Source organism: Streptomyces sp. NPDC104202, assembly GCF_055584185.1.
Window position 1 is genome coordinate 1 of record NZ_JBVJMN010000109.1, and the last position, 11,266, is coordinate 11,266.

14 protein-coding genes are annotated in these 11,266 nt (G+C 72.0%); 13 read left to right on the forward strand and 1 reads right to left on the reverse strand.

What is annotated here, in order from left to right; genetic code table 11:
• Positions 1-180: 180 nt before the first annotated feature.
• Positions 181-2,103 carry an ATP-dependent zinc metalloprotease FtsH gene (ftsH, locus tag ACZ60W_RS36545; protein ID WP_469759717.1) on the forward strand — a complete coding sequence of 641 codons (1,923 nt, stop codon included), beginning with the start codon at positions 181-183 and terminating at the stop codon, positions 2,101-2,103.
• Positions 2,104-2,125: 22 nt separating this feature from the next.
• Here the strand turns inward: ftsH and ACZ60W_RS36550 are convergent, their stop codons facing one another.
• The gene (locus ACZ60W_RS36550; protein WP_469759718.1) at positions 2,126-2,851 is read right to left on the reverse strand and encodes a class I SAM-dependent methyltransferase; all 726 of its coding nucleotides are present in this window, start codon (positions 2,849-2,851) and stop codon (positions 2,126-2,128) included.
• 424 nt (positions 2,852-3,275) lie between these two features.
• Here ACZ60W_RS36550 and ACZ60W_RS36555 point away from each other — a divergent pair, with 424 nt between their 5' ends.
• From ACZ60W_RS36555 to ACZ60W_RS36610, 12 genes are all read left to right on the forward strand, one after another.
• The gene (locus ACZ60W_RS36555) at positions 3,276-3,869 is read left to right on the forward strand and encodes a hypothetical protein (protein WP_033204778.1); all 594 of its coding nucleotides are present in this window, start codon (positions 3,276-3,278) and stop codon (positions 3,867-3,869) included.
• A 154-nt stretch (positions 3,870-4,023) separates the two neighbouring features.
• Positions 4,024-4,467, forward strand: a complete 444-nt coding sequence (rpsP, locus tag ACZ60W_RS36560) for a 30S ribosomal protein S16 (RefSeq protein WP_030325634.1) — start codon at positions 4,024-4,026, stop codon at positions 4,465-4,467.
• A gap of 2 nt (positions 4,468-4,469) precedes the next feature.
• The gene (locus ACZ60W_RS36565) at positions 4,470-4,709 is read left to right on the forward strand and encodes an RNA-binding protein (protein WP_005311361.1); all 240 of its coding nucleotides are present in this window, start codon (positions 4,470-4,472) and stop codon (positions 4,707-4,709) included.
• Between the two features lie 119 nt (positions 4,710-4,828).
• A complete protein-coding gene (gene rimM / locus ACZ60W_RS36570; protein ID WP_469759719.1) occupies positions 4,829-5,386 on the forward strand; it encodes a ribosome maturation factor RimM in 558 nt (185 codons plus the stop codon).
• Positions 5,383-6,204: a tRNA (guanosine(37)-N1)-methyltransferase TrmD gene (gene trmD / locus ACZ60W_RS36575; RefSeq protein ID WP_469759720.1), complete on the forward strand. Its 822-nt coding sequence runs from the start codon at positions 5,383-5,385 to the stop codon at positions 6,202-6,204. Before rimM ends, trmD begins: the two co-directional genes overlap by 4 nt.
• 129 nt (positions 6,205-6,333) lie before the next feature.
• Entirely contained in the window at positions 6,334-6,684 is a 351-nt protein-coding gene (gene rplS / locus ACZ60W_RS36580; protein ID WP_015036473.1) for a 50S ribosomal protein L19, read from the forward strand.
• 69 nt (positions 6,685-6,753) lie between these two features.
• Positions 6,754-7,530, forward strand: coding sequence for a signal peptidase I (gene lepB / locus ACZ60W_RS36585; protein ID WP_469759721.1), 777 nt, complete (start codon positions 6,754-6,756; stop codon positions 7,528-7,530).
• A complete protein-coding gene (gene lepB, locus ACZ60W_RS36590; RefSeq protein ID WP_469759722.1) occupies positions 7,523-8,500 on the forward strand; it encodes a signal peptidase I in 978 nt (325 codons plus the stop codon). The genes lepB (ACZ60W_RS36585) and lepB (ACZ60W_RS36590) overlap by 8 nt, the downstream gene beginning before the upstream one ends.
• Entirely contained in the window at positions 8,469-9,368 is a 900-nt protein-coding gene (gene lepB / locus ACZ60W_RS36595; protein WP_469759724.1) for a signal peptidase I, read from the forward strand. The genes lepB (ACZ60W_RS36590) and lepB (ACZ60W_RS36595) overlap by 32 nt, the downstream gene beginning before the upstream one ends.
• A 54-nt stretch (positions 9,369-9,422) precedes the next feature.
• Complete coding sequence (lepB, locus tag ACZ60W_RS36600; RefSeq protein WP_469759723.1) at positions 9,423-10,187, forward strand: signal peptidase I; 765 nt, start codon at positions 9,423-9,425, stop codon at positions 10,185-10,187.
• A 74-nt stretch (positions 10,188-10,261) separates the two neighbouring features.
• Positions 10,262-10,756 (forward strand): NUDIX hydrolase, encoded by a 495-nt coding sequence (locus tag ACZ60W_RS36605; RefSeq protein ID WP_469759725.1) that lies wholly within the window; start codon positions 10,262-10,264, stop codon positions 10,754-10,756.
• A gap of 55 nt (positions 10,757-10,811) precedes the next feature.
• On the forward strand, positions 10,812-11,120 hold the full coding sequence (locus tag ACZ60W_RS36610) for a DUF2469 domain-containing protein (protein WP_005311352.1): 309 nt from the start codon (positions 10,812-10,814) through the stop codon (positions 11,118-11,120).
• The last annotated feature ends 146 nt before the right edge of the window (positions 11,121-11,266 follow it).

Consider the following 11,266-nt stretch of genomic DNA (forward strand, 5'->3'; position numbering starts at 1 on the left):
GGGGTTGTGGGGGGGGGGGAAGGGGGGGGGGGGGGGGGGGGTGGGGGGGGGGGGGGGGGGGGGGGGCGGGGGGGGGCCCACCCCCCCCCCGGGCCCCTCGTCATCCCTCCGGACCGCCCGCCGTGCCGGGGCCGTCCCGCTCTTCGATACTGGGGCCACTGCCGCCCCGAGGAGAGCCACGTGGCCAACCCCGTACCCCCGCGCGACCGGACCGATCAGCCCTGGCGCTCGGAAGGGGCACCGCCACCCCCGTCGCCGAAGAAGCGCATGCCGGGGAGCTGGGGCAGCCTCATCCTCACCGCGCTCGTCGTGTACCTGCTGGCCAACATCGTCCTGTCGTTCTTCAACGACGGCGACGGGCCGACGATCTCGTACACCGAGTTCGACAAGCAGGTCGCGGCCGGGAACGTCACGAAGATCTACTCCAAGGGCGACGCGATCCAGGGGCAGCTGAAGAACAAGCAGCCCGTCCCCGACGGCGACGGCGACTACACCAAGTTCACCACCCAGCGCCCGGCCTTCGCCGACGACGACCTGTGGGCGCAGCTGACCAAGCAGAACGTGGTCGTCACCGCCGAACCGGTCGTCAAGGAGCGCAGCTTCCTCTCCAACCTGCTCATCTCGCTCGCCCCCATGCTGCTCCTCGTCGTGCTGTGGGTGTTCATCGCCCGCCGGATGAGCGCGGGCATGGGCGGCGCGGGCGGCATGCTGGGCCGCAAGACCCCGCCCAAGCCGGTGGAGCTGGAGGGCGGCAAGCGGACCACCTTCGCCGACGTCGCCGGCATCGACGAGGTGGCGGGCGAGCTGAACGACGTCGTCGACTTCCTGAAGAACCCGCAGGCGTACCGCGAGATGGGCGCCAAGATGCCCCGCGGCGTGCTGCTCGCCGGCCCTCCCGGCACCGGCAAGACCCTGCTGGCGCGGGCGGTCGCCGGCGAGGCCGGGGTGCCGTTCTTCTCCGCCTCCGCCTCCGAGTTCATCGAGATGATCGTCGGCGTCGGCGCCTCCCGGGTCCGCGAGCTCTTCGCCGAGGCCCGCAAGGTCGCGCCGGCGATCATCTTCATCGACGAGATCGACACCATCGGCCGGGCCCGCGGCGGCGGCTCGGGGATGGGCGGCCACGACGAGCGCGAGCAGACCCTCAACCAGATCCTCACCGAGATGGACGGCTTCACCGGCTCCGAGGGCGTCATCGTCCTCGCCGCGACCAACCGCGCCGACGTCCTCGACCCCGCCCTCACCCGGCCGGGCCGCTTCGACCGGATCGTCCACGTCAACCCGCCCGACCGCGGCGGCCGCGAGGCCATCCTGCGCATCCACACGCGGGAGATCCCGCTCGCCCGGGACGTCGACCTGGAGCACGTGGCCCGGACCACCCCGGGCATGACCGGCGCCGAGCTCGCCAACCTCGCCAACGAGGCCGCCCTCCTCGCGGTGAAGCGCGACCAGAAGGCGGTCACGCAGTCCGACCTCTCCGACGCCCTGGAGAAGGTCCAGCTCGGCGCGGAACGGCCGCTGGTGATGCCCGCCGAGGAGCGGCGCAGGACCGCGTACCACGAGAGCGGGCACGCCCTCCTCGGCATGCTCCAGCCCGGCGCCGACCCCGTCCGCAAGATCACCATCGTGCCGCGCGGCCGGGCCCTCGGCGTCACCCTCTCCACCCCCGACGCCGACAGGTACGCGTACACCGAGGAGTACCTGCGCGGCCGGATCATCGGCGCCCTCGGCGGCATGGCGGCCGAGCAGGTCGTCTTCGGGGTCGTCACCACCGGCGCCGAGAGCGACCTCGAACAGGTCACCGGCCTCGCGCGGGGGATGGTCGGCCGCTGGGGCATGAGCGAGCGCGTCGGCCGCCTCACCGCCATCCCGAGCGACGCCCAGCAGGCGTACGGCCTGTCGGCGGCCCCGTCGACCCTCGACACCGTCGACGAGGAGATGCGCCGCATCGTCGACGAGTGCTACGAGAGCGCGGTGCGCCGGCTGCGCGAGCACCGCGACAAGCTGGACGCCCTGGCCGCGGCGCTCCTCGCGAACGAGACGCTGGAGGAGGACGCGGCCTACCGGGCCGCCGGGATCGTCCGGACGGGCGAGGACGGCGCCTGACCCGCCCGGCCGGACCCCGGGTCTACGGCACCCGGGCGACGACGTAGCGGAAGAGGTTCGGCATCCAGACCGTCCCGTCCGCGCGGACGTACGGCGCGAGCGCCTCCTCGATCTCCTTCTCGACCTGCGGCAGGTCGGTCGCCCGCACCGCCTCGTCGAAGGCGCCCGTGGAGAGCAGCCCGCGCACCGCGCTGCCCTCGTTCGCGTAGCCGAACGGGCAGGCCACCCGGCCCGTGCCGACCGGCAGCAGCCCCGCGCGCGCCACCAGCCGGTCCAGGTCCGTCCTGACCCCCGGCAGGCGGTCCGCCAGCCGCGCCGCGACCCGCAGCACCGGCTCCGTGGCACACCGCTCCGGCGGACCCCACCCGCCGAGGACGACGACCGAGCCGGGTTGCGCCGAACGGGTGAGCGCCCGGAGGTCCGGGAGGGACGCGTCCGTCGCGTGGAAGGCCGTGAACACGTCGTACGGCAGGTCCTCCGGCACCTCCTCCGCGACCGCGACGTCCTCCGGCAGCCGCTCCCTGGCCAGCTCCACGCGCGTGTGGTCCCGGTCCACGCCGGCCACCCGCGCGCCCCTCGACGCCGCCATGAGCAGCGCCAGGCCGGAGCCGCAGCCGAGGCCGAGGACCCGCGAGCCGGCGCCGACGGCGAGGCGCTCGTACACCGCCTCGTACAGCGGGACGAGCATGCGTTCCTGGATCTCGGCCCAGTCGCGCGCGGGGTGGTGCGGGACGAGCGTAGGTGTCATGGAAAGAGCCCCATTCCGTGCCTGGACGACAGCCCCCCGTAGTCAGGGAACTGCGCATCCCGGGCCGCGTCCAGTGCTGGCGCCGGACGGATCGGGCCGGGGGAGGGGCGGTGCGGGGCGTCGCACCCGGACCCGGTAGTGTCCGTGCGACACCGCCGGGCCGGACCGGTCCCCGCGCGGGCCACGGACGCGCGACGGCCGGTCCCCAGGCGGGAGCCCCTTCCCCGGGGGGCGCACGTAGCCCGGATACGCGCCGGGGCGTATGCGCTACTACGCACCAGCTTGACGCCCCCTGCGCGGCTTCTCCGCAGATCGGCGCACTGGCCCTCGTCAGGACGCATCAACGGCAACTGACGGGTACGTGCAAAATATTTGGGATGCCCCGGAATGGAACCCGGGGGCACTTCGGCTCGTTGTACGCGACGTGAGCACGACACCACCTGTTCTCGCCGCAGAGCTGGCACAGGCGTGGGCCGACATTCAGCGGCACCACCCCGAGCTGCCCGACCTTGCCGCGCCCGAGTCCCTGATCGGAGAGTCCTCGTCCGCCTGTGGCGCCGAACTCTCCTTCGAACGACTGCTCCACGAGGCAGTCCACGGCATCGCCGCCGCCCGGGGTGTCCGCGACACCTCCCGCGCCGGCCGCTATCACAACCGCAGATTCCTCGCGATCGCCGAGGAGATGGGGCTCGACCATCCCGAGGAGCCGCACGCGAGCAGCGGCTTCTCCCTGGTCACGCTCAACCCGGAGGCGAGGCGCCGCTACCGCCCGACCATCGAGCGGCTGCAGCGCGCCCTCAAGGCCCACACGGTCGCCACCGCCGCGGACACCAAGCGCTCCTTCCGCGGACCGGCCGCCCGGCACGGTTCGTCCGGCGGCGGCGTCCGCGTCAAGGCCGTCTGCGACTGCGGGCGGAACGTGCGCGTGGTGCCGTCCGTGCTGGCCCAGGCCCCGATCGTCTGCGGCGGCTGCGGCAAGCCCTTCCGGATCCCGGAGACGGTGGGCGCCGCCACCTGAGCCGGCGGCGTGTGGCACAATGGCTAGCTGTACTCGACAGTCGCACAGGACCCCTCTCTCCTCCGGCTGACGCGTCCATCGGGCATCCGAGTACCGCAACCCCACGTGGCATCTCAAGTGCCCAACCACGTCAAGACCAGGAGACACCACTTCAGTGGCAGTCAAGATCAAGCTCAAGCGCCTCGGTAAGATCCGCCAGCCGCACTACCGCATCGTCGTCGCCGACTCGCGCACCCGCCGCGACGGTCGCGCGATCGAGGAGATCGGCCTCTACCACCCGACGTACAACCCGTCGCGTATCGAGGTCGACTCCGAGCGTGCGCAGTACTGGCTGTCCGTCGGCGCCCAGCCGACCGAGCCCGTCCTCGCCATCCTGAAGCTCACCGGCGACTGGCAGAAGCACAAGGGCCTGCCGGCCCCCGAGAAGGCTCTGCTCGTCCCCGCGACGAAGGAGGCCAAGCGCGCCTCGTTCGACGAGTTCGCGAAGGCCCTCGAGGGCGGCGACGACAAGGGTGAGGCCATCACCCCCAAGGCCAAGAAGGCCGACAAGAAGGCTGACGAGGCCGAGGCCGCGTCGACCGAGTCGACCGAGGCCTGATCATGCTCGAGGAGGCTCTCGAGCACCTCGTGAAGGGCATCGTCGACAACCCCGACGATGTGCAGGTCGCCTCGCGCAACCTGCGTCGTGGCCGCGTGCTGGAGGTCCGGGTGCACCCCGACGACCTCGGCAAGGTGATCGGCCGCAACGGCCGCACCGCGCGTGCGCTGCGTACCGTCGTGGGCGCCATCGGCGGCCGTGGCATCCGCGTCGACCTCGTCGACGTGGACCAGGTCCGCTGAACACGTCGGCCACATCGGTTGAATGATGTGCCGGCACGGGCCGGGGAGGGCTTACGAGCCCACCCCGGCCCGTTGTCGTTTTTCGTCGTACGAGCTGGGTGACAGGAGAGTGTGGAGCAGTGCAGCTGGTAGTCGCGCGGATCGGCCGCGCCCACGGCATCAGGGGCGAGGTCACCGTCGAGGTGCGGACGGACGAGCCGGAGCTCAGGCTCGGCCCCGGAGCCGTGCTGCTGACCGACCCGGCCTCCGCCGGTCCGCTGACCATCGAGTCCGGCAAGGTCCACAGCGGAAAGCTGCTGCTGCGCTTCGAGGGCGTCCGCGACCGCAACGCCGCCGAGGCCCTGCGCAACACCCTCCTCATCGCCGAGGTCGACCCCGCCGAGCTGCCGGAGGAGGAGGACGAGTACTACGACCACCAGCTCATGGACCTCGACGTCGTCCTCGCCGACGGCACCGAGATCGGCCGGATCACCGAGATCTCCCACCTGCCGTCGCAGGACCTCTTCATCGTCGAGCGCCCCGACGGCACCGAGCTGATGATCCCCTTCGTCGAGTCGATCGTCACCGAGATCGACCTGGAGGAGCAGCGGGCCGTGATCGACCCGCCGCCCGGCCTCATCGACGACCGCGCCGAGATCGTCTCCTCCCGCGACGCCGAGGAGGGGGAGGACGCATGAGGCTCGACGTCGTCACGATCTTCCCCGAGTACCTCGAACCGCTGAACGTCTCCCTCGTCGGCAAGGCACGCGCGCGAGGACAGCTCGACGTCCACGTCCACGACCTGCGCGCCTGGACGTACGACCGGCACAACACGGTCGACGACACCCCCTACGGCGGCGGCCCCGGCATGGTCATGAAGACCGACCCCTGGGGCGACGCGCTGGACCAGACGCTCGCCGACGGATACGAGGGCGGCGCCCACGGCCCCGTCCTCGTCGTCCCGACCCCCAGCGGCCGCCCCTTCACCCAGGAGCTCGCCGTCGAGCTCTCCGAGCGGCCCTGGCTGGTCTTCACGCCGGCCCGCTACGAGGGCATCGACCGCCGGGTCATGGACGAGTACGCGACCCGGATGCCCGTCTACGAGGTCTCCATCGGTGACTACGTGCTCGCCGGCGGGGAGGCCGCCGTCCTCGTCGTCACCGAGGCCGTCGCCCGCCTGCTCCCCGGCGTCCTCGGCAACGCCGAGTCCCACCGCGACGACTCCTTCGCGCCCGGCGCCATGGCCGACCTCCTGGAGGGGCCCGTCTACACCAAGCCCCCGGAGTGGCGCGGCCGGACCATCCCCGACGTCCTCCTCAGCGGGCACCACGGCAAGATCGCCCGCTGGCGGCGCGACGAGGCCTTCCGCCGCACCGCGGCCCTCCGGCCCGACCTCATCGAGCGCTGCGACCCCTCGGCCTTCGACAAGAAGGACCGCGAGATCCTCTCCATGCTGGGGTGGGCACCCGAGCCCGGCGGCCGGTTTTGGCGCAGGCTCGAAGACGTGGAAGAATAGGCCGCTGTCGTCCGTCCGGCGTGCGCCCCTGCCACAGGGGGAACGTCGCCGTACAGAACGGACGGCTCTCCGATCCACCTTCGAACGTACCGCTGATGACCTGTGGCATCGGCGAGGAAAGAGACCTCCATGGCCTCCCTGCTCGACCAGGTCAACGCGGGTTCGCTCCGCTCCGACCTCCCCGCCTTCCGCCCCGGCGACACCGTGAACGTCCACGTGCGCGTCATCGAAGGCAACCGCTCCCGCATCCAGCAGTTCAAGGGTGTCGTCATCCGCCGCCAGGGCTCGGGCGTCAGCGAGACCTTCACGGTCCGCAAGGTCTCGTTCTCCGTCGGCGTCGAGCGCACCTTCCCGGTGAACAGCCCGATCTTCGAGAAGATCGAGCTCGTGACCCGCGGTGACGTCCGTCGCGCCAAGCTCTACTACCTGCGCGAGCTGCGCGGCAAGGCTGCCAAGATCAAGGAGAAGCGCGACCGCTGAGCCCCGGCTCCCGGCACGCGCGACGCTTCCGACTCCTCGCACAGGCGGGCCGGATAGGCTCTGCCAGCGATGGACACCGAAGCACAGCACCCGGAGCGCGACCCCTCCTCCGACACGGAGGAGGAGTCGCGCTCCGCGCGCGTTTCCGAGCCGCTCCGGCGCGCGCCGTCGTGGCGGCGCACCGCCCTCGTCGGCGGCGCCTGCGTGACCTTCCTGCTGCTCCTGAGCCACTTCGTCATGCAGCCGTTCCTGATCCCCAGCGGGTCCATGGAACCCACGCTCCAGGTCGGCGACCGGATCCTGGTCGACAAGCTGGCGTACCGTTTCGGCAGTGAGCCGCGCCGGGGCGACGTCGTCGTCTTCGACGGCACCGGCTCCTTCGTGCGCGAGGAGCCGGAGGGCGATCCCGTCACCGGGCTCCTGCGGGGCGTCGGCGCCTCCCTCGGCCTCGCCGAGCCCGCCGAGACCGACTTCGTGAAGCGGGTCGTCGGAACCGGCGGCGACCGGGTCGTCTGCTGCGACGAGAACGGCCGGATCACCGTCAACGGCGTCCCCGTCGAGGAGCGGTACGTGATGTTCGGCGACCAGCCCTCCAGCGTGGCCTTCGACATCGTCGTCCCTCCGGGCCGGCTCTGGGTCATGGGCGACCACCGCAGCCAGTCCAGCGACTCCCGCGACCACCTCGGCAACCCCGGCGGCGGCATGGTCCCCGTCGACAAGGTCGTCGGCCGCGCCGGCTGGGTCGTCTGGCCCTTCGGCCGATGGTCCGCCCTTCCCGCCACGGACGCCTTCGGCGCCGTACCGGCCCCGTCGGCCGGCGGACACGGGGCCGGGGCGCATGGGTAGCCGCGGCCGCCCCGCGCACGCCTCCGGGGCCGCCCCGGACGCGCCGCTGCCCGGCCGCGCCGAGCGGCGCAGGCTCGCCCGCAAGGTGAAGCGGCGCCGGCAGCGCTCCGCGCTCCGGGAGATCCCGATCCTCGTCACGGTGGCCGTCCTCATCGCGCTCGTCCTCAAGACCTTCCTGGTCCAGGCGTTCGTCATCCCCTCCGGCTCGATGGAGCAGACGATCCGGATCGAGGACCGCGTACTCGTCGACAAGCTCACCCCCTGGTTCGGCTCCCGCCCCCAGCGCGGCGACGTGGTCGTCTTCAAGGACCCCGGCACCTGGCTCCAGCACGATCCCGCGCCCGCGGCCGACGACCCGATCGGCGTCAAGCAGGCCAAGCAGGCCCTGACCTTCATCGGACTGCTGCCCTCGGCCGACGAGCGCGACCTCATCAAGCGGGTGATCGCCGTCGGCGGCGACACCGTCCGCTGCTGCGACAAGGACGGGCGGCTCACCGTCAACGGGGTGCCGCTGAACGAGCCGTACCTGCACCCGGGGAACCAGCCGTCCGAGATCCCCTTCGAGGTGAAGGTCCCGAAGGGCCGCATCTTCGTCCTCGGCGACCACCGCTCCGACTCCGCCGACTCCCGCTTCCACCTGGACGAGGAGGGGAACGGCACGGTCTCCGAGGAGCAGGTCGTGGGGCGTGCCGTGGTGATCGCCTGGCCCTTCGGGCACTGGGCCCGGCTGGAGCAGCGGAAGACCTTCGACGCCGTACCGGACGCCAGTGCGAGTTCCGCTGCCCCGTCCGGTCCGTCGCATAGTGTGTCCCAGCGCAATCTGAACGGATTGCCCGGGCTCCCGACCCCTGCGGAACTTCTGCTCGTTATGGGAGTGGTGGGCCTGTCCCTGTTCCGGGGCAGGCGTTCGCACGGAGTGAGGAGTGGATGTGGGGGATTTGGCCGTCGGCGCACGATCCGGACACGATGAGCCCGAGAAGAGGGCCGACGAGGCCACCGGCGATGGTGTGACGGGTGACGACGTGACGGATGACGGGGTGTCGCACGACGACGCCGAGGACAGGCCCCAGGGCCCGAAGAAGCAGCGTTCCTTCTGGAAGGAACTGCCGCTCCTCGTCGGCATCGCCCTGGTCCTCGCGCTGCTGATCAAGACCTTCCTGGTGCAGGCGTTCTCGATTCCCTCGGAGTCGATGATGAACACCCTCCAGAAGGGCGACCGGGTTCTCGTCGACAAGCTGACCCCTTGGTTCGGCTCCGAGCCCGAGCGCGGCGAGGTCGTCGTCTTCCACGACCCGGGCGGCTGGCTGGAGGGCCAGGAGGCGCCGACGCCGAACGTGGTGCAGAAGTTCCTCAGCTTCATCGGCCTCATGCCGTCGGCCGAGGAGAAGGACCTCATCAAGCGCGTCATCGCCGTCGGCGGTGACACCGTCTCCTGCAAGGAGGGCGGCAAGGTCGTCGTCAACGGCGTGGCGCTGGACGAGACCTCGTACCTCTACCCCGGCTCCGTGCCCTGCCAGGACTCCTTCGGCCCGATCAAGGTCCCCGAGGGCCGGATCTGGGTCATGGGCGACAACCGGCAGAACTCGCTGGACTCCCGCTTCCACCAGCAGCTGCCCGGTGGCGGCACCGTCTCCAACGACGAGGTCGTCGGCCGCGCCGTCGTCATCGCCTGGCCGGTGAACCGCTGGGCCACGCTCCCCGTCCCCGACATCTTCGACCAGCCGGGCCTCAACCAGGCCATGGCCGCCGCCCCCCTCGGCGCGGCCGGTCTGGCCGGAGCGCTCCCGCTGGTGCTGTGGCGCCGCAAGAAGCGCGTCGCGGGGCATACCGCCGAGTAGTGACCCGCGGGTAGGGTGCCGTCCCGGACCGTCGACAGACCTCTGGGGTGCATCGTGAGCGGAAACAAAGGGACCCAGGGCGGCCGCGGCCGCCTCGGCAGCGTGCTGTCGGGGCTGGCCGTGGCCGTCGGCTGTCTGCTCTTCCTCGGCGGCTTCGTCGGGGGCGCCCTCATCTACCAGCCGTACAGCGTCCCCACCGACTCCATGACCCCGACGCTCGACGTCGGGTCGAAGATCCTCGCCCAGCGCATCGACGGCGAGGACGTCCGCCGCGGCGATGTCGTCGTCTTCGTCGACCCGCTGTGGGGGAACGCGCCCATGGTCAAGCGGGTCGCCGCGGTCGGCGGCGACACCGTCGCCTGCTGCGACCGGGACGGCCGGCTCACCGTCGACGGCAAGGCCGTCGTCGAGCCCTATCTGCGGCCGGGGCCCGGCGGCCGGATCCTCGCCTCGGGCCAGGACTTCTCCGTGACGGTCCCGGACGACAGCCTCTTCCTCCTCGGCGACGACCGGACCACCTCGCTGGACTCCCGCACCCACCTCCAGGAGGCCGGTCGGGGTTCGGTGCCCCGCTCCTCGGTCGTCGGCCGGGTCGACGCGGTCGTCTGGCCCGCCAAGGGCCTCCTGGAGCCGCCGACGGGCTTCGCCGCCCTCCCCGGCGGCACCTCCACGCCGGGCCCGTTCGAGCCCCTCTTCACGGCGATCGTCGCCGGGTGTGTACTGATCCTCGCGGGTGCCGCGTACGGGCCGGTGGCGAACCGCCTCACCCGGCGTCCGGCCGGTCGGCGGCCCGCCAAAAGCGAGAAGGCGGGCGTGTGACGGAGAGCGCGAAGGACGCGACGACGGGGCCCGGCGCGGGCGCCGCGGCCGGCGACGTGCCCGGTGGCGGCCCCGTGCCGACGGTCGCGCGCCAGGTCGCACGGGTCGTCCTGCTGGACGCCGACGACCGCATCCTGCTCCTGCACGGGTTCGAGCCCGACGACCCGGCGAACACCTGGTGGTTCACCCCGGGCGGCGGCCTGGAGGGCGGGGAGACCCGGGAGCAGGCGGCGCTGCGTGAGCTCGCCGAGGAGACCGGCATCACCGATGTCGAGCTCGGACCGGTGCTCTGGAAGCGGTACTGCTCCTTCCCCTTCGACGGGCGGCGCTGGGACCAGGACGAGTGGTACTACCTCGCCCGTACCCGCGACACCGGGTCCGCGCCCCGGCCGCAGGCCCTCACGGAGCTGGAGACCCGGAGTCTCGCGGGCCTGAGATGGTGGACCTCCGCCGAACTGTCGGCGGCGCGTGAGACGGTGTACCCGACCAGACTCGCCGAGCTGCTGCAAGGGCTGCTGGACGAGGGACCTCCGCGTGCACCGGTCGTTCTCGCCCCCGAAGTCGTCTAGGGGCGCGCACGGCTGGCGCACAATGGGGGGACGCACGGCTGAAGGGGAACATGCCATGAGCGCCGAGGACCTCGAGAAGTACGAGACCGAGATGGAGCTGAAGCTCTACCGGGAGTACCGCGACGTCGTCGGGCTGTTCAAATACGTGATCGAGACCGAGCGGCGCTTCTACCTCACCAATGACTACGAGATGCAGGTGCACTCGGTCCAGGGCGAGGTCTTCTTCGAGGTCAGCATGGCCGACGCCTGGGTCTGGGACATGTACCGGCCGGCCAGGTTCGTCAAGCAGGTCCGCGTCCTGACCTTCAAGGACGTGAACATCGAGGAGCTCAACAAGAGCGACCTCGAACTCCCCGGCAGCTGACCGCCGCAGCCCCGCGGGAGAGCGCCGCCTCCGGGCGGGGGGGGGGGGGGGGGGGGGGGGGGGGGGGGGGGGGGGGGGGGGGGGGGGGGGGGGGGGGGGGTGTGGGAGGGTGCTGCGGGTGCCCCAAGCCGCGGGAAAGAGGGGGA

What these genes read in the sequence shown, in the direction of transcription:
- ACZ60W_RS36550 (WP_469759718.1), bottom strand. Translation starts at nt 2,851, where the DNA reads ATGACACCTACGCTCGTCCCGCACCACCCCGCGCGCGACTGGGCCGAG.
- ACZ60W_RS36565 (WP_005311361.1), top strand. Translation starts at nt 4,470, where the DNA reads ATGCTCGAGGAGGCTCTCGAGCACCTCGTGAAGGGCATCGTCGACAAC.
- trmD (WP_469759720.1), top strand. Translation starts at nt 5,383, where the DNA reads ATGAGGCTCGACGTCGTCACGATCTTCCCCGAGTACCTCGAACCGCTG.
- rplS (WP_015036473.1), top strand. Translation starts at nt 6,334, where the DNA reads ATGGCCTCCCTGCTCGACCAGGTCAACGCGGGTTCGCTCCGCTCCGAC.
- lepB (WP_469759721.1), top strand. Translation starts at nt 6,754, where the DNA reads ATGGACACCGAAGCACAGCACCCGGAGCGCGACCCCTCCTCCGACACG.
- lepB (WP_469759722.1), top strand. Translation starts at nt 7,523, where the DNA reads ATGGGTAGCCGCGGCCGCCCCGCGCACGCCTCCGGGGCCGCCCCGGAC.
- ACZ60W_RS36610 (WP_005311352.1), top strand. Translation starts at nt 10,812, where the DNA reads ATGAGCGCCGAGGACCTCGAGAAGTACGAGACCGAGATGGAGCTGAAG.